Origin of the sequence: Mycobacterium scrofulaceum (assembly GCF_001667885.1) — a bacterium.
In the GTDB taxonomy this organism is placed as follows: domain Bacteria; phylum Actinomycetota; class Actinomycetes; order Mycobacteriales; family Mycobacteriaceae; genus Mycobacterium; species Mycobacterium scrofulaceum_C.
In genome coordinates this window covers 85,886-109,684 of sequence record NZ_LZJW01000019.1, presented here as the reverse complement: position 1 = coordinate 109,684, position 23,799 = coordinate 85,886, and the positions used below count along the sequence as shown (strand labels likewise).

The following is a 23,799-nucleotide window of genomic DNA, read 5'->3' as shown; positions in this document are numbered from 1 at the left end:
CCGGCGCGGTGCTGCCCTCTGCTGGGGAACTCACGTTGGTGACCGGCGCCCCGGCCAACGGCGGCAGCTGTGTGGCGCACCACGAGGGGCGGGTGGTGTTCGTCCGCTACGCGCTGCCGGGTGAGCGAGTGCGCGTCCGGGTGACCGCCGAGCGCGGATCCTATTGGCACGCAGAGGCCGTCGAGGTGCTGGACCCGGCGGACGACCGCGTCGAGTCGCTGTGCCCCATCGCCGGGGTGGACGGGGCCGGGTGTTGCGACTTGGCATTCGCCGCGCCGGAGGCGGCGCGGGCCCTCAAGGCTCAGGTGGTGGCCAACCAGCTGGAGCGATTGGGCGGCCACCGCTGGACCGGCGAGGCCGAACCGTTGTCGGATGCCGGTCCGACCGGGTGGCGCACGCGGGTCCGGCTCGATGTGGGTGCCGACCGTCGCCCCGGCTTTCACCGGTATCACAGCGACGATCTGGTGACCGACCTGCGCTGCGCGCAGTTGCCGCCCGGCATGCTCGACGGGCTCGCCGAAGCCGACTGGCCGCCGGCGGCCCAACTGCACGTGGTCGTCGACGACGACGGGGCGCGCCATGTGGTGCGCACGCTGCGGCAGGGCAAACGGACCGTGACCAAGGTGGTCGAAGGCGGCTACGAGGCGATCCAGCGGGTGGGCGGGCGCAGCTGGCAGATCCCGGTGACGGCGTTCTGGCAGGCGCACCGCGGCGCGGCCGCGGTGTACAGCCGGCTGGTCGCCGACTGGGCGCAGCCTGGCCCAGGCATGACCGCCTGGGATCTGTACGGCGGCGCGGGCGTTTTCGCCGCGGCGCTCGGCGCGGCGGTCGGGGAGTCCGGTCGGGTGCTGACCGTGGACACCTCTAGGGCGGCGACGCGGTCCGCGCGCGCCGCGCTGGACGACCTGCCGCAGGTGCAGGTCGTCACCGACTCGGTGCGCCGGGCGCTGTACGCGCAACGATCGAGCGCCGACGTTGCGGTGCTGGACCCGCCCCGGGCGGGCGCGGGCCGCGAAGTCATCGAGCTGTTGGCGGCCGCCGGCGTTCCGCGGGTGGTGCACATCGGTTGCGAGGCGGCGTCTTTCGCGCGCGACATCGGCCTCTACCTCGGGCAGGGCTACGCCGTCGAGAAGATCAAGGTGTTCGACGCGTTCCCGCTCACGCATCACACCGAATGCGTCGCACTGTTGACCCGCTAGCAATTAGAGGAAGGGCGCCGCAGCCGATAGACTCCGTCACGGTGTGCCGGGAAGTCTGGTCGGCGATGTCCTTGTCGACCAACCGAGAGGCTTGGGTGCCTACCATCGAAGTGCGGTCCGCGCCCGCCGACGTGTCCCGCGGTAGGGGACTGCGGCCATCGTGACGGAAACTCTGCGCTATGCGCTGATCATTTTGTTTTGCAGCGCAGTCGGTTTGGTCGCGGTCCTGGCGAACCGCCTCACCGAGCGGGTGAAGGTTCCGGTGCCCCTGCTCGTGCTGGTCGGGGCCGCCGTGGTGGTGCACGCGGTGCCGGCGGTGCAGTCACCGTCCGAGCCGACCGTTGAGCGGGTGATCACCATCGCGCTGGTGTTGGTGTTGTTCGACGGCGGCATGCACATCGGCCCGTCGCGGTTCCGCGCGGCCGCCGTCCCGATCCTGTCGTTGGGCGTGTTCGGAACCGCCCTCACCGCCGCCGGGGCGGCGCTGGTGGTGCACTACGCATTCGGGATCGGCTGGTTCCCCGCGGTGCTCGTCGCCACGGCGGTGGCCCCCACCGATCCGGCCGTCGTCTTCTCCGTCCTGGGCAAACGCGAGATCAGGGGCCGCAGCAGCACGATCCTCGAGGGCGAGTCCGGCGCCAACGACCCGGTCGGCATCTCCCTGATGTCCAGCCTGGTCGCGGCCGGTGGCCTCAGCGCGGCCGGATTCGCCGATGTGGGAAAGCAATTCGCTCTCCAGATGGTGGTCGGACTGGCCGTCGGGGTGATCGGCGGCCGGGCCTTGCTCGTCTTCATGCGCCGCGTCGCCCTGCCGAGCGAAGGCCTCTACTCGCTGCGCACGCTGGCGTCGTGCCTGATGTTGTACGGCATCGCGACGCTCGCGCACGGCTCGGGCTTCCTGGCCGTGTTCGTCGCCGGCATCGTGATCGGCGACGCCCGCGCGCCGTACAAGCCGGAGATCAAGCGGTTCCACGCCGCTTTGGCCGGTCTGGCCGAGATCGTCGCGTTCGCGTTCCTCGGGCTGACCGTCGACATCAACGTGCTCGCCCATCCGGACGTGTGGATTCCCGGGGTCGCCCTCGGTGTCGCGCTGACATTGGTGATTCGGCCGCTGGCGGTGGGCTCCTGCCTGGTTCCGGTCCGGCTGCAGCGAAACGAACGCATCTTCGTCCTCTACGCCGGGCTCAAGGGGGCGGTGCCGATCCTGCTGGGCGAGTTCCTGCGGGCCGCCCACGTCCCGGACGCGGAACGCCTCTACGGCATCGTGGTCATCGTCGTCATCTTCTCCGTGCTGGTGCAGGGCAGCTCGGTGACGGGTGTGGCCCGGCTGCTGCACCTGCCCATGCGCACCGTGGAGACTCAGCCGTGGGAAATCGGCGTCCGGCTGGCCGACGAACCCGAGGGGGTCCATCGCTTCAGCGTCGCCCGCGGGTCGATCGCGGAGGGGTGCACGGTCGAGGGCCTCAGTGACCGGGTCGGCGACATCTGGGTGAGCATTGTGGTCCGCACCACCGGCCTGGTGCCCGTCCGGGGCGACACCGAGCTCCGGACCGGCGACGAGGTCGTCGTCCTCGCGGATCCCGAACTTCACGACGACCTTGCCGAGCTCTTCGGCCCGTCGTAGGCCTGCCCTCCTGTTGCTTCCCTGTCGCTCCGGCGGACGCTGCGTAGACTATCGGGATGCTGGAACAGATCCGCGGGCCCGCTGATCTGCAACACCTGTCCCAACCGCAGCTGCGCGAACTGGCCGCCGAGATTCGCCAGTTCCTGATTCACAAGGTCGCTGCCACCGGGGGACACCTGGGGCCCAACCTCGGCGTGGTGGAACTCACCCTCGCGTTGCATCGGGTGTTCGACTCGCCGCACGACCCGATCGTGTTCGACACCGGTCATCAGGCGTACGTCCACAAGATGCTGACCGGCCGGGCCCAGGACTTCGAGACCCTGCGCAAGAAGGGCGGCCTCTCGGGGTATCCGTCGCGCGCCGAGAGCGAACACGACTGGGTCGAGTCCAGCCACGCCAGCGCCGCGCTGTCGTACGCGGACGGCCTGGCCAAGGCGTTCGAGCTGACCGGCCACCGCAACCGGCACGTGGTCGCCGTGGTCGGTGACGGCGCGCTCACCGGCGGCATGTGCTGGGAGGCGCTGAACAACATCGCCGCGTCGCGCCGTCCGGTGATCATCGTGGTCAACGACAACGGTCGCAGCTACGCGCCGACGATCGGCGGTGTGGCCGACCATCTGGCCACCCTGCGGCTGCAGCCGGCCTACGAGCAGGCGCTGGAGAAGGGGCGCAACGCGGTGCGCTCGATGCCGTTCTTCGGCGAGCTCGCCTACCGGTTCATGCACAGCGTCAAGGCGGGCATCAAAGACTCGCTGTCCCCGCAGCTGCTGTTCACCGACCTCGGCCTGAAGTACGTGGGGCCGGTGGACGGCCACGACGAACGCGCGGTGGAGATGGCGCTGCGGCACGCGCGCGGCTTCGGCCGGCCGGTGATCGTGCACGTCGTCACCCGCAAGGGCATGGGCTTCGGCCCGGCCGAGGACGACGAGGCCGAGCAGATGCACTCCTGCGGCGTGATCGACCCGGTCACCGGGCAGGCCACCAAGGTCGCCGGGCCCGGCTGGACCGCCACCTTCTCCGACGCGCTCATCGACTACGCGAAGAAGCGCCGCGACATCGTGGCCATCACCGCCGCGATGCCGGGCCCGACCGGCCTGAGCGCGTTCGGCCAGCAGTTTCCGGATCGGCTGTTCGACGTCGGCATCGCCGAGCAGCACGCCCTGACGTCGGCCGCGGGCCTGGCGATGGGCGGCATGCACCCCGTGGTGGCCATCTACTCGACGTTCCTCAACCGCGCCTTCGACCAGATCATGATGGATGTCGCGCTGCACAAGCTGCCCGTCACCATGGTGCTGGACCGGGCCGGCGTCACCGGTTCGGACGGCGCCAGCCACAACGGCATGTGGGACTTGTCGATGCTCGGCATCGTGCCGGGCATGCGGGTGGCGGCACCCCGGGACGCCACCCGGTTGCGCGAGGAGCTCGGCGAGGCCCTCGACGTCAACGACGGTCCGACCGCGCTGCGTTTCCCCAAAGGGGATGTGGGCGAAGACATTCCGGCGATCGAGCGGCGCTCGGGCGTGGACGTGCTGGCGGTGCCGGCCGCCGGGTTGAACCACGACGTGCTGCTGGTGGGCGTCGGCGCCTTCGTCCCGATGGCGCTGGAGGTGGCCAAGCGGCTGCACAACCAGGGGATCGGTGTGACCGTGATCGACCCGCGCTGGGTGCTACCGGTGTCCGCCGGGGTGCTCGAGCTCGCCGCGCAGCACAAGCTGGTCGTCACCTGCGAGGACAACGGGGTCAGCGGCGGCGTGGGGTCGGCGGTGTCCGCCGCGCTGCGCAGCGCCGAAATCGACGTTCCATGCCGCGACGTCGGCCTGCCGCAGCGGTTCTACGAGCACGCCTCGCGGGGTGAGCTGCTCGCCGAGCTCGGGCTGACCGATCAGGACGTGGCCCGCCGCATCACCGGTTGGGTGGCCGCCCTGGGCAGTTCCGTCACCGAAGCCGAAATCCGCGAACACCTCGACTAGCCCGCTCGCCGAGCGCGCATCAGTGCGATGTTGAGCGCGGTTTTCGCGGGCGTTGCACGTACGGCGCGACTAGTCGCCGGTTTCGGTGCTCTCCGGGGGCTGCAGGGCCTGCGCCAGCGGGGGATCCACCAGTTCGCGCTGCCAGCGGCGGGCTTGCCCGGCGCGCAGGAATGTCTCGACGGCGTCGAGGGGATCGGGCGCCGGTTCCCAGTCCCAGCACAACCGTCGCACCAGGTCGGGCGAGACCAGGTTTTCGGTGGGGACGTGAACCTCCTCCGACACCCGGGACAGCGCCGCGCGCGCCGCCTCCAGCCGCGCGGCCGCCTCGGGTTTGCGCCGGCTCCAGCGCGCCGGCGGGGGCGGGCCGTTGGGCGGTTCGGCATCGGCGGGCGGGTTCTTGGTCTGCCGGGCCGCCTCCAGCGCCCCCAGCCAGGTGGCGGCGCTGCGGCGCTGATTGCGCCCGCCGAACACCGGCAGCGCGGTGAGGTCCTCGATCGTCTTCGGGTCGGCGAGGGCGGCCTCGATGATGGCCGAGTCCGGCAGGATGCGCCGCGGCGCGATGTCGCGGCGCTGGGCGATGCGGTCGCGCGTCAGCCACAGCTCGCGAACCGCGGCCAGCGCACGCTGGTCGCGCACCCGGTGGATGCCCGAGGTGCGCCGCCATCTGTCCGGTCGCCCCGTGGCGCTGGGGTCCCTGGACCCCACCGCCCGCAGATAGTCGAATTCCTCTGCGGCCCAATCCGTTTTGCCCTGCTGGGCCAGGACCTCGGCGATCGCGGCGCGCAGCTCGATGAGCAGTTCGACATCCAGCGCCGCGTAGTTGAGCCATTCCTCGGGCAGCGGGCGCTTGGACCAGTCGGCCGCGCCGTGGCCCTTGGCCAGCCCGGAGCCCAGCAGCCGCTCCACCATCGTGGCGAGGTTCACCCGCTCGAAACCGGCCAGCCGCCCGGCCAGTTCGGTGTCGTAGAGGGCCGGCGGCCGCAGGCCGACCTCCGCCAGGCAGGGCAGGTCCTGGTCGGCGGAATGCAGGATCCATTCGTCTTCGCTCAGCACCTCGGCGACGGGCCGCAGCGCCTCCAGCGGGTCGGCCCCGTGGCTCACCGGGTCGATGAGCACCGTGCCGGCGCCGGCCCGGCGGATCTGGATCAGGTAGGCCCGGTTCGAGTACCGGAAACCCGACGCCCGCTCGGCGTCGACGGCGAACGGCCCGCGCCCACGGCCCAGCAGCTTCGCGGCCTCCTGGATCTGGCGGACCGTCACCGAGAGGTCGGGAATCCCTTCGGCGGGGTGCAGCAGCGGCGTGGGCTGGGGTTCGGGGTGGTCGGGCTCGCTGGTGTCGGGCTTGCTGCTGTCGGGCTTGCTGTTGTCGGGCGCAGTGCTGCCGGGCCCGGGGGCCTCCGGTTCGCACATGTCAGGCGCGTGACCGGGAGCTCAGATCGGTGACGCCCGTGGGTGGGAGGCCCGCCGCGTGTTCCAGTACCTCGCAGAAGGCCTCGACGTGAACACCGACTTGCGGCGTGGTCGCCGTCCACGACGCTCGCAGCTCCAACTGGTGGGCGCGCGGCGGTCCGGAGATGTCCCCGTAGCGCACCGACGTGGTCGCGGTGACGGTGCCGCCCAGCGCGGTGACCTGATCCATCCGGGATTCCAGCGCGTCTACCAGCCAGCTCCACGCCACCTCGGGCAGCAGGGGGTCGACCGCCTCGCTGGGGTCCAGGTCGGCCTGGATGTAGGCGACCAGCCGGATGGTGCCGTCCCACGCGTCGGCGCCCTCCGGGTCGTACAGCAGGATCAGCCGGCCGAAGGCGTCGCCGTCGGACCGTTCCGGAACGATCTCGCGGTCGGGGTGTTTGACCTCGGCCCCCAGCGCGTAGCTGTAGGGGGCCAGGCGTTGCGGCGGGCGGATCGGGCCCAGCTCGATTTCCGGCCGCACGGTGACGCCGTTCATCGCCGCTACCGCCTCGCGGAATGGCTCCGGTTCAGCTGAGGTCACTTGGCGCCGCTCCTGTTCATCCCGGTCGCTCTTCGTCGTCGCGGCACGGGTCACAGGGTCCGACGGTAGACCCATCGGCCGACAGGCGAAACCAGGCGCGCCGACCGCGACCAAGCCGTTACCAGAGCTCATCGGAGCGTATCGAACCAGCTCAGGACGCGTTTCCGCCGGTAAATCGGGCCGGCCGCTTCTCGCGATGCGCCGCAAGGCCCTCCTGCACGTCGGGGCCGCTGAAGCTCAGGAACTCCAGGCCCAGCGAAGTGTCGAAGGCGGGCGCGAACATGCGGTACCAGTAGTTGAGGCTGTGCTTGGTCCAACGGATGGCGTTCTGCGCGCCCCGCGCCAGGTCCTCGGCGATCCGGGTGGCCGTGGCCAGCACGTCGTCGTCGTTGACGCAGGTCGACACTAGGCCGATTCGCTCCGCCTCCTCGCCGAGCAGCGTCTCGCAGGTGAGCAGGTAGTACTTGGCCTTGGCCATGCCCACCAGCAGCGGCCAGCAGATCGCGGCGTGATCGCCGGCGGCCACGCCCAGCTTGGTGTGCCCGTCGATGAGTTTGGCCGTGCGGCCCGCCACCGACACGTCGGCAAGCAGGGCCACCACCAGGCCCGCCCCGACGGCGGGTCCGCGGATCGCCGACACGACCGGCTTGTCGAAGTTGACCATGTTGAGCACCAGGTCGCGGGCCTCCCGCATGATGCGGATCCGCCCTTCGTACTCGCCGATGGTTTCGGCGATCAAATCGAAGCTGCCGCCGGACGAGAAGGCCTTGCCCTCACCGCGGACCAGCACGACGCGCACGTCGGGGTCGCGGGCGATCGCCGGCCAGATGTCGGCGAGGTCGCGGTGCATCTGCGGGCCCACCGAGTTGAGGCCGGGGGCGTCGAGAACCAGCGTCAGGATGCCGTTGTCGCCCACTTCGCAGCGCAGGCTGGGGAACTCGTCGTAATTAACCGGGGGCTGGCTGACTGGCACGGTGGTTGATAGTACGCAGCGCGGGGACGGGGCCGCCGTCGTGGCAGCATTGAGGACGATGAGTACCCGTCGCGACCTCCCCGAGTCGCCGTATCTGGCCGCGGTCACCGGCGGCAAGCCCGGTCGGCCCCCGGTGTGGTTCATGCGGCAGGCCGGTCGTTCGCTGCCCGAATACCGGGCGCTGCGGGCCCAGACCGACATGCTGTCGGCCTGTTTCGACGCCGAGTTGGTCTGCGAGATCACCCTGCAGCCGGTGCGGCGCCACGACGTCGACGCGGCCATTTTGTTCTCCGACATCGTGGTGCCCCTGCTCGGCGCGGGTGTTGACCTCGACATCGTCGCGGGCGTCGGACCTGTCATCGCGTCGCCGGTGCGCACCGCCGCCGACGTCGACGCGATGAAACCCCTTGACCGCCAACGTATTCAGCCGGTTTCCGACGCGGTCACGCTGCTGGTGGCCGCGCTGGGCGCGGTCCCGCTGATCGGGTTCGCGGGCGCGCCGTTCACCCTGGCGTCCTACCTGATCGAGGGCGGCCCGAGCCGCCACCACGCCCGCACCAAGGCGATGATGCTCGCCGAACCGGACAGCTGGCACGCGCTGATGGAGAAGCTGACCGACATCACCGTCGGCTTCCTGCGGGTGCAGCTCGAGGCGGGCGTGGACGCCATTCAGGTGTTCGACTCGTGGGCGGGGGCTCTGTCGCTCGCCGACTACCGCACCTACGTGCAACCGCACAGTGCCCGGGTGTTCGGCGCGCTCGCCGAACACGGCGTGCCGATGACGCACTTCGGGGTCGGCACCGCCGAACTGCTGGGCGCCATGTCGACGGTCGGCGCGACGGTGGTGGGCGTCGACTGGCGCACCTCGCTGACCGACGCGGCCGCCCGGGTCGCGCCCGGCACGGCGCTGCAGGGCAACCTCGATCCGGTGGTGCTGATGGCCGGATGGCCGGCCGTGGAACGCGCCGCGCGCGCCGTTGTCGAGGACGGACGCCGGGCCGTCGACGTCGGCGCGACCGGTCACGTCTTCAACCTTGGCCACGGCGTGCTGCCGGACACCGACCCCGGTGTGCTGACCGATCTGGTGTCGCTGGTCCACTCCCTATGACCGCTCCGTCGTATTGCGTTGTCGGGGGCGGGATTTCGGGGCTGACGGCGGCCTACCGGCTGCGCGTCGCGGTGGGCGACGACGCGGACATCACGCTGTTCGATCCCGCCGACCGGCTCGGCGGCATCCTGCGTACCGAGCGTGTCGGCGGCCAGACAATGGACCTGGGCGCCGAGGCGTTCGTGCTGCGCCGGCCGGAGATGCCGGCGTTGCTGGCCGAGCTGGGCCTGTCGGGGCGCCAACTGGTGTCCACCGGTGCCCGCCCGTTGATCTACAGCCAGCGAAGCCTGCACCCCCTGCCCACCGGCACGGTCATCGGGATTCCGTCGTCGGCCGCCTCGGTCGCCGGACTGGTCGACGAGGCGACCGTCGCGCGCGTCGAAGGCGAACCCGGCCGCGCTCTCGCGTGGCGACCCGGCAGCGACCCCGCGACGGCCGAGTTGGTGGGCGAGCGGTTCGGCGAGCAGGTCGTGACCCGCTCGGTGGATCCCCTGCTGAGCGGGGTGTATGCCGGCTCGGCGGCCACCATCGGGCTGCGCGCGGCGGCCCCCGGCGTCGCGGCGGCCCTGGATCGCGGCGCCCCCAGCCTGACCGACGCGGTGCGCCAGGCGCTGCCGCCGGCGACCGGTGCGCCGGTGTTCGGGGCGCTCGACGGCGGCTACCAGGTGCTGCTCGACGCGCTCGTCGGGCGCGCCCGGCCGCGCTGGGTGCGGGCCGGCGTGCAGCGGGTGGACCGCGCCGAGGCCGGCTGGTCGCTGCTGGACGACACCGGCACGCGCCGGCACGCCGACGCGGTGATCCTGGCCGTCCCGGCCCCCCGCGTGGCGCGCCTGCTCGCCGGAATCGCCCCGGGCAGCGCCGCCGCCGCCGGCCGGATCACCAGCGCGTCGTCGGTCGTGGTCGGGCTCGCGGTGCCGGGCGACACGCCGTTCCCCGACTGCTCCGGTGTGCTGGTCGCCACCGGAGAACGATTGCGGGGCAAGGCGATAACGCTCTCGTCGCGCAAATGGGGCGCCCGCGGACAGGCCCAGCTGCTGCGGCTGTCGTTCGGCCGGTGCGGCGACGACGTGGCCACCAGCGTTTCCGACGACGAGTTGCTGGGGTGGGCGTTGAGCGACCTGGTCGACGTGTTCGGGCTCGCCGTCGACCCGCTCGACGCCCGCGTGCAGCGCTGGATCGAGGCCATGCCGCAGTACGGGCCGGGCCACGCGGAACTGGTCGCCGAGATACGGGCGGGACTGCCGCCGACGCTCGCCGTGGCCGGCAGCTACCTCGACGGCATCGGTGTGCCGGCGTGCGTCGGGGCGGCCGGGCGCGCGGTCGAGGCCCTCGATCTGAAAGTGGCACGATAGGTTCCATGGCCAAGCTCGACTACGACACCCTCAACGCCACGATCCGCTACCTCATGTTCTCGGTCTTCTCGGTGCGGCCGGGTGTGCTCGGGGAACAGCGCGACGCCGTGATCGATGACGCCTCGCGGTTTTTCAAGCAGCAGGAGGAGCGCGGCGTCGTCGTGCGCGGTCTCTACGACGTGGCGGGTCTGCGGGCCGACGCCGACTTCATGATCTGGACTCACGCCGAGAACATCGAGGCGCTGCAGGCCACCTACGCCGACTTCCGGCGCAGCACCACGCTGGGCCGGGCCTGTTCGCCGGTGTGGAGCAGCGTGGCGCTGCATCGGCCGGCCGAGTTCAACAAGAGCCACATCCCGGCGTTCCTGGCGGGGGAGGAGCCCGGCAACTACATCTGCGTGTATCCGTTCGTCCGGTCCTACGAGTGGTACCTGCTGCCCGATGAGGAACGGCGCCGCATGCTTGCCGAGCACGGCATGGCCGCCCGCGAGTACAAGGACGTGCGCGCCAACACGGTGCCGGCGTTCGCGCTGGGCGACTACGAATGGCTGCTGGCTTTCGAGGCCCCCGAATTGCACCGCATCGTCGACCTGATGCGCGAGCTGCGCGCCACCGATGCCCGCAGGCACACCCGCGAGGAGACACCGTTTTTCACCGGCCCGCGGGTGTCGGTCGAGCAGTTGGTGAACGCGCTGCCATGACGACCGCGTTCGACCCCAACGACCCCGCCCGGTTCGAGGAGATGTACCGCGATGAGCGGACGGCGCATGGCCTGCCCGCCGCCACGCCGTGGGACATCGGTGGCCCCCAGCCGGTGGTCCAGCAGCTGGTCGCGCTGGGTGCGATCAAGGGCGAGGTGCTCGACCCGGGCACCGGGCCGGGTCATCACGCCATCTATTACGCCTCGAAGGGCTACTCCGCGACCGGCATCGACGGCTCGGCGGGAGCCATCGAGCGGGCGCGGGCCAATGCCCAAAAGGCCGGGGTATCGGTCAACTTCGAGCTGGCCGACGCCACCAAGCTGGACGGGTTCGACGCCCGGTTCGACACGGTCGTCGACTGCGCCTTTTACCACACGTTCAGCACCGAGCCCGAGCTTCGGCAGTCCTACGTGCGGGCGCTGCACCGCGCGACCAAGCCGGGCGCGCGGCTGTACATGTTCGAGTTCGGAGAACACAACGTCAACGGCTTCAAGATGCTGCGGTCGTTGTCCGAGAGCGACTTTCGCGACGTGCTTCCGGCCGGCGGCTGGGAGATCACGTATCTGGGCACGACGACCTACCAGGTCAACATCAGCGTCGAGTCCCTCGAGCTGATGGCCGCACGCAATCCCGACATGGCCGAGCAGGCGCGGGAGTTGCTGGAGCGCTTCCGCGTGGTCGAGCCCTGGCTCGAGGGTGCACGGGCACACGCCCCGTTCTGGGAAGTGCACGCCACCCGGGTGGACTGAGTCCGCCTCGTTCCCGCTTGCGACCCGAGCGGCTGCCGCCGCTCGGGTCGCGATTTCCGCGAAACTTAAACTATGGCGGCGCTTTGCGGCGTGTCGTGTGCGTGGTTTAAGTGTCGCGGTAACCCCGACGGGTAAGCGCTTCTCGCATCCGTCGCACGACGTCGTCGGGCTTGTCCTCGGCGATCACCCGGATCACGACCCAACCCAGTTCGTCGAGTTTCCGGAGCCGATCGTGGTCCCGGGCGTACTGCCGACGGTTGGCCCGATGATGATCGCCGTCGTATTCGGCGGCCACCATGTACTCCTCCCAGCCCATGTCGAGGAGCGCGATCAAGCGCCAGGCTTGCTGGACCGGTACCTGCGTTCGGGGAGCGGGTAGGCCGGAATCGATCAGCAGCAAGCGCAGCCAGGTTTCTTTGGGTGATGCGGCGCCCGGATCGACCAAGGGAAGAGCCGAGCGGAGCGTCCGCAGCCCGCGTGCCCCGGCGTGCCGCTTGGCTAGGAGCATCACCTCCTCGCTGGAGAACGGCGTCGCTCGCATCAGCGCGTCGAGGCGCGCGACCGCCTCGCCGACGGGCGGCCGCCTGGCCAGGTCGAACGCCGTCCTCGCGAGAGACGTCACCGGCAGACCACAGACACGCGTGACCTCGTCGGGCTCGACTCGCTGATCACGTGTGAGCACGCCGGCCGGCGGGTGCGGGTTCCGCCAGATCAATTCGATCCGCTCGTCGTCGTCAATCCACTGGGCGCCGTGTAGTGCCGCGGCGGCCAGTCCGGCGATCACGCCGCGCCGACCCGACCACAGCCAGGCGGCAACCGACCGCGTGCGTAACGAGGGCGTGGCGTAGGCCGGTAGGTAAACGTCGGGGTATACGGCGCGGAACTCGGCGCGCAACCGATGCCGGCTCATAGCTCCCCGCCGGAGTGCCTCGCTGCCGACAAACGCGTCGTCCACACCGGGAAAGACGTCGTGACCGAGCCCGGGGCTCCACGAGACTTAAACCTTGGCGACGTTTTCCGGCGTGTCGCGTGCGTGGTTTAAGTGTCGCGGCGAGAAGCCGCGCCAGGCCTGTGGGACTACGCCCCCGCCGGCACCAGGCGCAGCGAGATGGAGTTGATGCAGTAGCGCTGATCGGTTGGCGTCGGGTAGCCCTCGCCGGTGAACACGTGGCCCAGATGGCTGTGGCAGTTCGCGCACAGCACCTCGGTGCGCGTCGTCCCCATTGAGTGGTCGGGCCGCAGGATCACCGCGTCGGAGTTGGCCGGGTCGAAGAACGACGGCCAGCCGCAGTGCGACTCGAATTTCTCTGTGCTGCGGAACAATTCGGCGCCGCACGCCCGGCACTGATAGATGCCTTCGGTTTTGGTGTCGGTGTACTCACCGGTGAACGGCCGCTCGGTGCCGGCGCGGCGCAGCACGTGAAACTCCTCCGGCGTGAGCTTCTGGCGCCACTCGTCGTCGGTCAGCTGCAGCTTCGGGCTAGTCATGCCTCCACGCTAGCTCTATTTGCGGTGACCCGCTGCGCCCGGCTTCGCCGCGCTTGCGATCACGGGCAACTGCGGTGACCCGCCGCGCCCGGCTTCGCCGCGCTTGCGATCACAGGCAACTGCGGTGACCCGCTGCGCCCGGCTTCGCCGCGCTTGCGATCACCGGGCGCGCTCGGCGTTCAGCCACGCCGGGTCGATGCCATCGTCCAGCCGGTCCTCGGCCTTCGCGTCGAGGTAACGGAACAGGAGCACGGTGAACACCACAATCAACAGCAGCGACCAGCCGTAGGTGATCTTGAGGTAGTGCAGCGCGCGGCCATACCGCATGTACCGGTAGATCAACCAGTCGTCGAGCGTCAGGAAGCCGTAGATCCCCAGCCACGCCGGCCAGTTGCGGATCAGCGAGTTCCGCAGCACCACCGTCATCAGGAACGGGAACAGCATCATCGAGTAGTAACCCTGGGCCAGCGGCAGCACCAGCCATGACCACAACAGCAGCACGCCCGACGAGTTGGTGAACCAGAACAGCGGATCGCGGGTGCGGTAGTAGCGGTAGAGCAGCCACAGCGCGCCGACCGCCAGCACCGTGAACAGCAGCCGCAGGAAGACGATCAGCCACGTGGGCAGGCCGAAATACACACCGTTGCCCTCGATCGAACTGTTGAAGTAGTCGCGGACGCCGCCGATGTAGGGCAGCGTACGGGTGACGAAGTCGTTCGGATCGCTGACCAGCGGCCAGGCGGCCGCGTTGATGGCGATCGGGACCAGCAACGCGGGTACCAGCGTCCGCCACTGCCGGTTCAGCAACGGCAGCAACAGCAGCGGACCCAGCACGGGTTTGAGCGTGAGCGTCAAGCCGATGACAAGCCCGGCCCACCATTGGTGCCGGACGTTCCCGTCCAGCAGCCACCGCAGGAACAACACCTCGGCCAGCAGAACGCAGCCGTTGATGTTGGTGAACACCAGCGTGCTGGTGACGCTTTCCGTGCAGAACATGGCCAGCAGCAGGGCGGGCGCGGCCACCGAGGACAGCGTGAACTTGAACAACCGCAGCAGCAGGTACCAGGCGATCAGAATCGCCACGGTGTTGATCAGGATGAACAGGTACCGCGACGGCGTGAAGGACAGGTATCCGAACGGCGCCATCAGCAGCGTGCCGCCGGGCGGGTACAGATAGTGCGGGTCGACGTAGTCGAAGTGCTCGTTGTAGATGTCCCAGCCGCGCCGGAAGTTCAGCACCGCCCGGTACACCGGCTTGAAGTCGTCGGTGATGTTGCCGTTCAGCGTCAGGATGATGCTGCGGTGCAGCACCGATAAAACGGCCGCCGGCCACAACGCCGATCGCAATATCGTCGCGGTGCTCGGCGGCCCGCTGCGGGGACGAAAGGCGGCGAGCGTTCGATCACGCAAGCCGGTCGATTCAGCTGCCGTCACCAGCGCACCGTACACCGGCGCGCGGCCGGAAAATCAGGCGGGACAGTACGTGTCGGTTCCGGGCAGTTTGCCGCTGTTGACGTAGCCGATCAGCGGCGAGACCGCGCACGGGGAGTAGATGCTGGCGCCGTGACCGATGCCCTGCCACATCACCCGCTTGCTGGCCGCGTTGGCGTTGATGACGGTGGCCGCCGTGGCCGCGACGCCTTCGGTCCCGACGATCGGGTCGTTCTGCACGCCGAGCAACAGGACGTCGACCTTCAACGACTTCGGCGCCGCCGGGGGTGAGCCGGTGGGCCAGTGCACGCACTTGACCAAGTTGAGCGCCGCGACGGTGCCGAACTGCGGGTACAGCTTGGCCCACGCGACGACCAGCTCGCGCACCCGGTCCGGGGTGGGGCGGTTGACGGCGTCGCTGCAGGTGTTGACGAACTGGCCGTCGGAGTCCTCGGTGGCGTTGGCGTGGTTGATCAGGTTGGTCAGCTGGTTGGTGTCGCCGGAGCGGGCGGCCGCCAGCGCGTTGGCCAGGTTGGTGGTGGCGTTGACGCGGCCGCCGGCGGGAAAGCCCAACGCGACGGTGATGGCGTTCGCCACCTCGGCCACGGACGCGCCGCCGGGCCCCTTGCCGGCGCGGGCGTCGGCCAGCAACGCGCTGACCGCGCCCTTGGGGTCGGGGCCCAGCGCACAGTTCACCGCGATGCACTGGGCGGCGAACGCGTCGAGCGCGGCCTGTTGGCCTTTGACCTGCTGCTCGGCGGCGGCTTCGGCGTTGACGCCCAACGCAACTGGCGAGTCGAGGATCAACCGGGCGACCTTGTCAGGGCGCGTCGCGGCGTAGGCGAGCGCCACCTGGGCGCCGTTGCCGATCCCGACCAGCGCGACCGCGGGAACGTCCCACAGCGTGCGCAGCCGCTCGATGTCGGAGGCGGCGTGGGCGTTGTCGTAGGCGCCGGCGCCCGGTGCGATGGCGTCGGTGCAGTTGGTGGTGGCGGTGTTCGCGACGTCCGAGAGGTTGGCGACGGGATCGTCACCCGTTTGGAACTGTGCCTGGTCGCGCATGATCTGACGGTCGGAGGGGTCCCGGCAGTCGATCGGGTTCGACATGCCCATGCCGCGCCGATCAACGGCCACGATCGGGTGCGTCTGCAGCACGTCGGCGCCGCCCCGGGACAGCCAGACCGGTAGCTGCGCCGACGACGGCAGGTCCGAGCCGGTGGTGAAGACCAGTGGCCCCGCGTCGCGGGGGGTCTGGCTGGTGCGGGCGCGCACGACGCCGACGCTGACGGTGCCCGTTCCGCCGCCGTTGGGGTCCAGGTCCGCGTCGTAGTTCGCGCAATCCAGCTGAACCCCGGCGGCGGGGGGCAACGCGGCGTCGCCGAACACCCGCGACGTGCAGTCGTGCCACGGCAGGTCGTTCTTCGGCGCCGCGATGGGCGGCGGCCCGCTGGGCGGTGGCTTGGCGGTGGTCGCGCCTTGGGGTCGGGCGCCGGAGTTGGTGGCGAAGCGCGGGTCGGCGGCCAGGCCCGGGACGCAGCCGGCGACCACGGTGGTCACCGCAACCAAGACCGTGGCGAGCGTGATCTGCCGACTCATGTCGACCACAGTAGCTAGCGGCGATCGCAAGCGCGGCAACGCCGGGCGCCGCGGCTCGCCGCAACGCTAGGCCTTGACGTAGCGGGTGTACAGGTAACCGGCGTCGTCGCTCAAAACGTGGGCACAGCGCATGTGGGTCAGCAGCTGGCTCGGCCCCGTCGCGATGCGGCGGGCCAAGCCGCCGACGATGTAGGGCGCGATGGTCAGGCAGAGCTCGTCGAGCATGTCGCGCTGAATCAACGAATCGAGCAGCATTGGCCCGCCCTCGGTCAGGATGCGGCGCATCCCACGAGCGCCGAGGACCGCGAGCATGACGGCCTCGTCCACCTCGGCGGGGTTGTCGCCGGAGCAGTCGATCACCTCGCACAGGTCGGTGAGTAGCCGGCGCGCCGGGGTGGTGGCCGCCGCGCAGGTGAGGACCAGCGGCGGCACCTCGGTCCGGGTGAACACGCCCATGTCGCGGTCCAGCCGGCCCGATTTGGTGACGATCGCCAGTTGCGGGACCTCGCTTTGCCCACGGGCCTGCCGTTGTTGGCGCTGGGCGACGCTCAGCTGGGCGCCCGAATAGCCCTCGACCCGCACGGTGCCCGCGCCGACCACGATGACGTCGGCGAGTTCCCGCAGCAGGTTGAACACGAACCGGTCGCCGGGACCCCCCATCGTTCCGCTGCTGCCGCCGGAGGTGGCGCCGCCGTCGACGCTGGCGATGAAGTTGGCCCGCACCCACGTTCCGTCGCCGTCGGGGTAGCCGTAGAGGCGGGGGAGGTCGGCATCGCCGAGTGCGCGCACCGATCCGAGCAGCGACAGCGGCGTCTCGGGATGGGCCATGGGGTCGATTGCAGCACGCCGGTAGGGTTCGGGCATGCACGGGTCCCCGTCCACGGGTGTGGCGCACCTGGTGGATCGGCATCCGAGTGTGTCGCCGGAGCGGCTGATCGCTCAATTGCGGCCGCCCCCAACGTTCGCCGACGTGAGCTTCGCGACGTACCGGCCCGACCCTGCCGAGCCGACGCAGGCCGCCGCCGTCGTCGCGTGTCAACAGTTCTGCCGGCAGGCGGTGGAGCGTCGTGCGGGCCGGCGAAAGTTGTTGGGCCGGCGCGCGGTGTTGCCGGGCGTCGGGTTGTATCTGGACGGCGGGTTCGGCGTGGGCAAGACCCACCTGCTGGCGTCGGCCTATTACGCGTTGCCCGGTGACGGGCCGGAATCGTCGACGCCCAAGGCGTTCGCGACGTTTGGGGAGCTGACCCAGTTGGCCGGCGTGTTCGGCTTCTCCGAATGCATCGACCTGCTGGCCGACTACACGGCGGTGTGCATCGACGAGTTCGAGCTCGACGACCCCGGCAACACCACGCTGATATCGCGGCTGCTCTCGTCGCTGGTGGAGCGTGGAGTGTCGGTGGCCGCCACGTCCAACACGCTGCCCGAGCAGCTGGGCGAGGGCCGGTTCGCCGCCCAGGATTTTCTGCGTGAAATCAACACGCTGGCAAGCATTTTCACCACTGTGCGGATCGAAGGCCCCGACTACCGGCACCGCGGCCTGCCGCCTGCGCCGCAGCCGCTGTCGGACGCGGAGGTGGCCGCGCGCGCGGCGCGGGTCGACGGGGCGACGCTCGACGATTTCGACGCGCTGTGCGCGCACCTGGCCACCATGCACCCGTCGCGGTATCTGACCCTCGTCGAGGGGGTGACCGCCGTGTTCCTGACCGGGGTGCACGGCATCGACGACCAGAACGTCGCGCTGCGGTTGGTGGCGCTGACCGACCGGCTCTATGACGCCGGCATTCCGGTGGTCGCCTCGGGCGACAAGTTGGACACCATCTTCAGCGACGAGATGCTGGCCGGTGGTTACCGAAAGAAGTACCTGCGGGCGATGTCTCGGCTCCTGGCGCTGACGGTCAACGAAGCGGGCGGGTCATGACAAAGTCGTTCTCGCGCCCGGCGCCGACCTGAAAGGTCCTGGTACCGCTGACCACAAAGCCGCTCTTGGCGTAGAAGCGTTGCGCGCGTTCGTTCGCCTGGTTGACGCCCAGCCACACGCGGCTCACTTTCCATTCGTCGGCCGTGGTCAGTGCCAGGTCCATCAACGCGGCCGCGACCCCGGTGCCGTGGTGCTCGGGCGTCACGTAGATCTTGGACAGCTCGGCGGTGTCGTCGTCGCGGATGAGCATGGCATATCCGATGATTCGGTCATCTCGCGTGGCGGTCAGAACCGCGCGCTGCGGGTCGGCGAGGTATTCGGCGAAGCGGGCGGCCGTCAGGTTGGTCTCGACGAACGCGGCGATGTTCTCGGGTGCCATCCAGGCCGGACACGCCAGCGGGAAGGTGCGCGCGGCGACGTCGGCAAGCTGTTCAACGTCAACGGAATCCGTTGTGACGACGCGGACGGCGCGTGTCAGAGGTTCCACTGCGCGAGGTGGTAGCCCGTCTTCTTGTCCAGCAGGACCACGGTGGAGACGGGATCGCGGTAGGCGTCCCAATACACTTCGCCGCGCACGATCGCCCCGTTGGGCGCGTTGGTGAGCACGTTGTCCAGCGCGTCGGGCGCGTCGGAGGCCCGCGGCTTGTAGGCGTCGGCGAACTGGGTCACGCCGTCGAAGGCGAAGGTGGTCGCCATGATGAACGGGTTGGGCACCCGGACCGCGCGGACGACGACGTCGGCCCGTTCAACGGAGCTGCCGGGGAAACCCCGGAAGGTGCCCTCGCGCGTGTAGCCGAACCCCGGAGGCGGGTCGCAGGGTGCCACGCCGGTCACGGTCACGTCCGCGACGTAGGTGCCGGTGTCCACCCGCAGCGTGTCGCCGATGTGACCGATCGGGGCGTCACCGGCCCACGCGCGGGGTGCGGCGACGGCGGTGACGCTCGAGGCGGCGACGAGGAACGCGGACAGGACGACCAGCCAGCGGTGCGTCTTCGCCATGTGTTCGCCTCCTAGGCGCCCCGGAAAGGGACCTTCGAATGATCGCACACGCGGTGCTGCGCCGGGGAGGGGTCGACCGGTCATTGGACGCTGGTGCCGCCGCCGAGCGATTCCAGCGCCTTGATCAGATCGGCCTCGACACGGGCCTTGTCCACGCCGCACCGACGCAGCGGTCCTTCGTCGGACGAGGCGTCCTCCAGCTCGAGCAGCGCCAACAGCAGGTGCTCGGTCCCAATGTAGTTGTGGCCCAGTCGAAGTGCCTCGCGGAAGGTCAGCTCGAGGGCCTTGCGCGCGGGTCCGCTGAACGGGATGAGGTCGGGGGTTTCACCGCCGGCGGGCGGCAACTCGACGGCCGCGCGCAGCGACTCGGTGTCGACCTGCTGCAGGCGGAGCAACACCGTGGCCAGCGCGGCCGGATCGCTGAGCACGCCGAGCAGCAGGTGGCCGGGCGTGATCTCGGCGTTGGCCGCCTCGTGTGCGGCGTTCTGGGCCGCCACCACCGCGCCGCGCGCCCGCGGCGTGAAGCGGCCGAAGCCCTGTTCGGGGTCCAGCGTGGCGGCCTCGGCGCGCGGGACGAATCGCTTCTGCGCCGCTTGTTTGGTGACGCCCATGCTCTTGCCGATGTCGGTCCACGAGGCCCCGGACCGCCGGGCCTGATCCACGAAGTGCCCGATCAGGTGGTCGGCGACCTCGCCCAGGTGCTCGGCCGCCAGCACGGCGTCGGCCAGCTGGTCCAGCGCGTCGGTGTGCACCGACTTGATGGCGTCGATCAGCTCGTCGAGGCGGACGGGATAGGCGATGCGGGTCGGCTCGGCCATGTCGTCAACGATAGGTTGACGCCGCGGGGATGTCAACTCGGGGTTGACGATTGTTAAAAATTGTTTCGTCAGCCGCGGACTCCGCGCAGGTCTGCAACGATTTCGTATTTATGAAGCTTGTTCTGACTATTTCCAGCGTTGCTGTCATGATCGGCCTGGCCGCGCCGGCATACGCCGATGACACCGACGGCGCATTCCTCGCCTCTCTGGACGCGGCCGGTTTCACCTACACCGACCCGGGTCAGGCGATACAGGCGGCACATTACGTGTGCTCGGCGGCCGGTGGGGGCACCGCCATCGCCGACATCGCCACCGCGGTGCAAAAGGGAGACAGCGCATTGAGCGCCGACAAGGCCGCCAAGTTCACCGCCATCGCGGCGAACGCCTACTGCCCCGACGCGCTCTCGTCGAGTAGCCCGACGACCACGACCGCCAGCTCGTAGCCGGCCGATCCGCTCCACGAGATGCGGAGCGGCGGCACCTCTGGAACGATCAGTGAGCCGTGAGGCTTTTTCTGATTTCCCTCGGCCTTGCTGCCGTGATCGGCCTGTCCGCACCGGCGCGCGCCGATGGCAGCGACGACGCCTTCCTCGCCACGGTTCACGCTGCCGGCCTGACCTATTCGGATCCGGACCAGGCGATCACCTCCGGCAGGTCGGTGTGCAAGTTGGTCAGCGAGGGCTCGAACCTGACCGACATCGTCCGGATGATCCAGATGCTCAATCGCGGGCTGCAGGGCGACGACGCCACCCGATTCGCGGCGATCGCGGCCAAGTCGTATTGCCCCCAAGCGCTCTCGGCGACCGACGCCGCCTCCTAGCGGTGGGGCGGCGTGCCGCGCCGTCGAATGTGATGCGGTTGTTACACAGCCGACCATTGACGGCAGGTTAACGAAACCTGTAATCAACAATTCGCCCATACCATTTCGGCGACGGACAGCGGTCACAGCCGAAAGGAAGCATGGGCTTGGACTTCCTTCAGCAGCAGATAGTCGAGCCCGTTAGCAACATCCTCAATACGCATGTCCTCATTTATTTGCTGATCGGCGGCGGCGTCTATTTCACCGTGCGCACCCGATTCATTCAGATCCGCTACTTCGGGCGCATGATTCGCCAGCTTCGCCGGGCCCACCGCCAGGACGGTGGTATCTCGTCCTTCCAGGCGTTCTGCGTGGGCCTCGCGTCGCGCGTGGGCACCGGGAACATCGCCGGCGTCGCAATCGCCCTGACGGTCGGGGGGCCGGGGGCCGTCTTTTGGATGTGGGTCGTGGCCGCCGTCGGCATGGCCACCGCGGTGATCGAGGCGACCCTGGCCCAGATCTTCAAAGTCCGCTCTGACGACGGTGCCTTCCGCGGCGGCCCCGCGTTCTACATTCAACGTGGGCTGCGGTCGCGTGCGGGCGGCGTCATCTTCGCCATGCTGTTGGTGGTCACGTTCTCCACCGCGTTCAACATGGTGGAGACAAACGCGATCAGCGGGGTCTTGAAGTCATCGCACGGCATCGGGGTCGGTTGGACCACAGTCGTTTTGGCGGTGCTCGCGGCGCCCGTCCTCTTCGGTGGCGTGCGACGCGTGGCCCAATTCGCGGGATCGGTCCTTCCGGCGGTGGCGCTGCTGTACACGTTGCTCGCGCTGGGGATCGTGGCCGTCAACATCACCGAGTTGCCGATGGTGATCAGGGAGATCATCGGCGGCGCATTCGGAATCCGGCAGATGGCCGGGGGTTTCGCGGGCGGGGCGCTCGCCGCGATGTTCACCGGCGTCAAGCGAGGCCTGTTCGCCTGCGAGGCCGGGATGGGCAGTTCGCCCAACATCGCGGGCGCGGCGACCGTGGCACATCCGGTGGAGCAGGGCCTGATTCAGTCGCTCGCGGTGTTCGTCGACACGATGGTGATCTGCACGGCCACGGCATTCATCGTGCTGCTGTCCGGGCCGGAAACCTACAACCCGTCGCGCCTGGGCTCGCTTGCCGGGGCGAGTCTGACGGAGTCCGCGATCGCCGCGGATCTCGGGTCGTGGACCACGGTGTTGATGACCTCGGTGGTGTTCGTCTTCGCGTTCGCATCGGTGCTCAGCAACTACGTGGTCGCCGAGGCCAATCTGTTCTACCTGGGCGGCCGGCGCCTGGCGGCGAACGTGCTGAAGGTGGTCACGCTGCTGTCGATCATCTTCGGGGCCCTGGCCAAGCTGACGCTGGTGTGGGCGCTTGCCGATCTGACGATGGCAGTGATGGCCATCGCGAACCTGCTCACCATCTGTCTGCTGGGCAAGTGGGCGTTCGCGGCCCTCAAGGATTACCACCGGCAGTTCCTGCAGGGCGTGGCGCCGGTGTTCATTGCCAGCGAGGCCGGCCTGCCCGGCGTCCTGGACGGCGACATCTGGGAGCGCGCGGAGCGCAGGCAGGTCGGCGCGCTGCCCGAGTCGCTGACGCTGCGCCGGCCGGCGCTGCGACCGTCCAGCGCTCCGGCGGCGTAACCGGCCGCGAGAGTTCACCCGCCGTTTTCCCGGCGAGGTGCCATTCGCCAACGGGTCTGCGAGAATCGCTGCGTTATGCGATTCCTACTCGTTCTGGCCGGCGCGGCCGCCGCGATCGGCCTGGCCGCGCCCGCCTCCGCCGATGTGAACAACGATCAGGACTTTCTGACCGACCTGCGCGACGCCGGCATCACCTACCAGGACGGGGGCAACGCCATCACGATCGGCAAGTCCGTCTGCGACCTGCTCGACGACGGCCAGTCCACCGCCGAGATCGTGACCCAACTCCGCAACCAGAACCCGGCATTCCAGGGCGCCAGCGCGGCCAAGTTCACGTATCTTTCGGCGGCCCACTACTGCCCGAAGTACGTCACCGGCGAGGACCGCGGCCCGAAGCCGGAGGGCACCCCCGGTAACTGACGGCGCGGACGGACGCTATGCCGCGCGCGCCGTCCAGGTGAAGTTGTGCATCTCGGGGATCCGCGGCGCCAACGCGGCGGCGACGAGGCGCCCGATTCGATCGGCCGCCGCCAGCGGCGTCCCGGGGTCGAGGAAGCCTTCCACTTCGACCCGCAAGGTCCGGCCGGTCCATCGGGCCCGGGCGTGCGCGTGGGTGACGCCCGGCACCGTGGCGGCGACGGCCTCAGCGGTCGTGATGATTTCGGGGTCGACGCCGTCGAGCAGGCGGTGAGCGATGTCCGAGGTCACCTCCCAGCCGACGTGGCAGATGAATCCCGTGACGACGATCCCGGCCACCGCGTCGGCCCAGCCCCAGCCGACCGCCACACCGATCAGGCCGAGCATCGCCCCCGCGGACGACAACGCGTCCAGCCAGGAGTGTTTGGCGTCGGCCACCATGGTCGCCGAGCGAATCCGCTTGCCCACCACCAACTTATAGCGGGCCACCAGCTGGTTACCCGCGATTCCCACCAGCGCCGCCGCAATGCCCCAGCCCACGTATCCGGTGCCGCCGTGCCGGAGCAGCTTGTTGACGCTCTCGAAGGCGGCCACGGCGGCGCTGCCCCAAATCACCAGTGCGACACCAATTCCGGCGAGGTCTTCGGCGCGTTCGTAACCGTAGGGGTAGCGCTCGGTAGGGACTTTGCGCGACGCCCGGAACCCGACGAACACCAGCACGCTGGTGGAGACGTCGGACAGGTTGTGCAACGCGTCGCCGAGCAAGGCCACCGAACCGGACAGGAGCGCGATGGCCAGTTCGACGAGCCCGGTCAGCGCCAGCCCGATCGCGCTGACGGCGACGGCCCGGTTGGCCTGCCGGCGCTCGGCCGCATCGTCGGTGACGGTGTCGAGGGGAAAACTTGCCGCGGGGTCGCGGACGCCGTTGACGAGGTGCATACGGCCAGCATGCCGCAACGCACGCCGGCGCCCAACTCCATTTGTGGGC

24 protein-coding genes are annotated in these 23,799 nt (G+C 69.7%); 12 read left to right on the top strand and 12 right to left on the bottom strand.

All coding sequences use genetic code 11. The features are described from left to right. Positions 1-8: 8 nt before the first annotated feature. From A5681_RS02230 to dxs, 3 genes are all read left to right on the top strand, one after another. Entirely contained in the window at positions 9-1,199 is a 1,191-nt protein-coding gene (locus A5681_RS02230; RefSeq protein ID WP_067268949.1) for a class I SAM-dependent RNA methyltransferase, read from the top strand. Between the two features lie 160 nt (positions 1,200-1,359). Continuing rightward, a complete protein-coding gene (locus A5681_RS02225) occupies positions 1,360-2,823 on the top strand; it encodes a cation:proton antiporter (RefSeq protein WP_067268948.1) in 1,464 nt (487 codons plus the stop codon). Positions 2,824-2,879: 56 nt separating this feature from the next. Further along, positions 2,880-4,793, top strand: coding sequence for a 1-deoxy-D-xylulose-5-phosphate synthase (gene dxs, locus A5681_RS02220; protein ID WP_067268947.1), 1,914 nt, complete (start codon positions 2,880-2,882; stop codon positions 4,791-4,793). 69 nt (positions 4,794-4,862) lie between these two features. Here dxs and A5681_RS02215 read toward each other — a convergent pair whose 3' ends face one another. The 3 genes from A5681_RS02215 to A5681_RS02205 form a co-directional block, all read right to left on the bottom strand. After that, positions 4,863-6,203, bottom strand: coding sequence for an HRDC domain-containing protein (locus A5681_RS02215; RefSeq protein WP_067268946.1), 1,341 nt, complete (start codon positions 6,201-6,203; stop codon positions 4,863-4,865). 1 nt (position 6,204) lies between these two features. Beyond that, positions 6,205-6,861, bottom strand: coding sequence for a DUF3000 domain-containing protein (locus A5681_RS02210; protein ID WP_067268945.1), 657 nt, complete (start codon positions 6,859-6,861; stop codon positions 6,205-6,207). Between the two features lie 76 nt (positions 6,862-6,937). Then, on the bottom strand, positions 6,938-7,759 hold the full coding sequence (locus tag A5681_RS02205) for an enoyl-CoA hydratase/isomerase family protein (protein WP_067268944.1): 822 nt from the start codon (positions 7,757-7,759) through the stop codon (positions 6,938-6,940). A gap of 58 nt (positions 7,760-7,817) precedes the next feature. Here A5681_RS02205 and hemE point away from each other — a divergent pair, with 58 nt between their 5' ends. Genes hemE through A5681_RS02185 form a run of 4 tightly spaced genes read left to right on the top strand, consistent with a single transcriptional unit; the run spans position 7,818 to position 11,669 of the window. Beyond that, the gene (gene hemE / locus A5681_RS02200) at positions 7,818-8,867 is read left to right on the top strand and encodes a uroporphyrinogen decarboxylase (RefSeq protein ID WP_067268943.1); all 1,050 of its coding nucleotides are present in this window, start codon (positions 7,818-7,820) and stop codon (positions 8,865-8,867) included. Next, positions 8,864-10,219 carry a protoporphyrinogen oxidase gene (locus tag A5681_RS02195; protein WP_067268942.1) on the top strand — a complete coding sequence of 452 codons (1,356 nt, stop codon included), beginning with the start codon at positions 8,864-8,866 and terminating at the stop codon, positions 10,217-10,219. The genes hemE and A5681_RS02195 overlap by 4 nt, the downstream gene beginning before the upstream one ends. A 5-nt stretch (positions 10,220-10,224) precedes the next feature. Then, complete coding sequence (hemQ, locus tag A5681_RS02190) at positions 10,225-10,920, top strand: hydrogen peroxide-dependent heme synthase (RefSeq protein WP_067268941.1); 696 nt, start codon at positions 10,225-10,227, stop codon at positions 10,918-10,920. Beyond that, positions 10,917-11,669, top strand: a complete 753-nt coding sequence (locus tag A5681_RS02185) for a class I SAM-dependent methyltransferase (protein WP_067268940.1) — start codon at positions 10,917-10,919, stop codon at positions 11,667-11,669. Before hemQ ends, A5681_RS02185 begins: the two co-directional genes overlap by 4 nt. A 106-nt stretch (positions 11,670-11,775) precedes the next feature. Here the strand turns inward: A5681_RS02185 and A5681_RS02180 are convergent, their stop codons facing one another. The 5 genes from A5681_RS02180 to A5681_RS02160 all read right to left on the bottom strand — a co-directional run bounded on the left by A5681_RS02180 (position 11,776) and on the right by A5681_RS02160 (position 17,012). After that, entirely contained in the window at positions 11,776-12,624 is an 849-nt protein-coding gene (locus tag A5681_RS02180) for a hypothetical protein (protein WP_067268939.1), read from the bottom strand. A 122-nt stretch (positions 12,625-12,746) separates the two neighbouring features. Continuing rightward, entirely contained in the window at positions 12,747-13,157 is a 411-nt protein-coding gene (msrB, locus tag A5681_RS02175) for a peptide-methionine (R)-S-oxide reductase MsrB (protein WP_067268938.1), read from the bottom strand. 159 nt (positions 13,158-13,316) lie between these two features. Continuing rightward, positions 13,317-14,606: an arabinofuranan 3-O-arabinosyltransferase gene (gene aftC / locus A5681_RS02170; protein ID WP_067268937.1), complete on the bottom strand. Its 1,290-nt coding sequence runs from the start codon at positions 14,604-14,606 to the stop codon at positions 13,317-13,319. Positions 14,607-14,624: 18 nt separating this feature from the next. After that, complete coding sequence (locus tag A5681_RS02165; protein WP_067268936.1) at positions 14,625-16,184, bottom strand: alpha/beta hydrolase; 1,560 nt, start codon at positions 16,182-16,184, stop codon at positions 14,625-14,627. Between the two features lie 66 nt (positions 16,185-16,250). After that, positions 16,251-17,012 carry a pyrimidine reductase family protein gene (locus tag A5681_RS02160; protein WP_082968165.1) on the bottom strand — a complete coding sequence of 254 codons (762 nt, stop codon included), beginning with the start codon at positions 17,010-17,012 and terminating at the stop codon, positions 16,251-16,253. A gap of 34 nt (positions 17,013-17,046) precedes the next feature. On the opposite strand from A5681_RS02160, the gene zapE reads away from it, so the two are divergent. Next, entirely contained in the window at positions 17,047-18,102 is a 1,056-nt protein-coding gene (gene zapE / locus A5681_RS02155) for a cell division protein ZapE (RefSeq protein WP_067268935.1), read from the top strand. Here zapE and A5681_RS02150 read toward each other — a convergent pair. The 3 genes from A5681_RS02150 to A5681_RS02140 form a co-directional block, all read right to left on the bottom strand. Beyond that, entirely contained in the window at positions 18,080-18,589 is a 510-nt protein-coding gene (locus A5681_RS02150; RefSeq protein WP_067268934.1) for a GNAT family N-acetyltransferase, read from the bottom strand. The genes zapE and A5681_RS02150 overlap by 23 nt on opposite strands. Then, the gene (locus tag A5681_RS02145) at positions 18,577-19,101 is read right to left on the bottom strand and encodes a hypothetical protein (protein WP_067268933.1); all 525 of its coding nucleotides are present in this window, start codon (positions 19,099-19,101) and stop codon (positions 18,577-18,579) included. Before A5681_RS02145 ends, A5681_RS02150 begins: the two co-directional genes overlap by 13 nt. 80 nt (positions 19,102-19,181) lie before the next feature. Further along, positions 19,182-19,919, bottom strand: coding sequence for a Clp protease N-terminal domain-containing protein (locus A5681_RS02140; protein WP_067268932.1), 738 nt, complete (start codon positions 19,917-19,919; stop codon positions 19,182-19,184). A 146-nt stretch (positions 19,920-20,065) separates the two neighbouring features. Between A5681_RS02140 and A5681_RS02135 the strand changes: the two genes are divergently transcribed. From A5681_RS02135 to A5681_RS02120, 4 genes are all read left to right on the top strand, one after another. Beyond that, on the top strand, positions 20,066-20,362 hold the full coding sequence (locus A5681_RS02135; protein WP_231996194.1) for a DUF732 domain-containing protein: 297 nt from the start codon (positions 20,066-20,068) through the stop codon (positions 20,360-20,362). A 59-nt stretch (positions 20,363-20,421) separates the two neighbouring features. After that, positions 20,422-20,739: a DUF732 domain-containing protein gene (locus A5681_RS02130; protein ID WP_067268930.1), complete on the top strand. Its 318-nt coding sequence runs from the start codon at positions 20,422-20,424 to the stop codon at positions 20,737-20,739. Between the two features lie 146 nt (positions 20,740-20,885). After that, on the top strand, positions 20,886-22,394 hold the full coding sequence (locus A5681_RS02125; RefSeq protein ID WP_067269138.1) for an alanine/glycine:cation symporter family protein: 1,509 nt from the start codon (positions 20,886-20,888) through the stop codon (positions 22,392-22,394). A 75-nt stretch (positions 22,395-22,469) separates the two neighbouring features. Further along, a complete protein-coding gene (locus A5681_RS02120; RefSeq protein ID WP_067268929.1) occupies positions 22,470-22,814 on the top strand; it encodes a DUF732 domain-containing protein in 345 nt (114 codons plus the stop codon). Between the two features lie 15 nt (positions 22,815-22,829). Here A5681_RS02120 and A5681_RS02115 read toward each other — a convergent pair whose 3' ends face one another. Beyond that, positions 22,830-23,750 carry a cation diffusion facilitator family transporter gene (locus A5681_RS02115; protein ID WP_067268928.1) on the bottom strand — a complete coding sequence of 307 codons (921 nt, stop codon included), beginning with the start codon at positions 23,748-23,750 and terminating at the stop codon, positions 22,830-22,832. Positions 23,751-23,799: the final 49 nt, after the last annotated feature.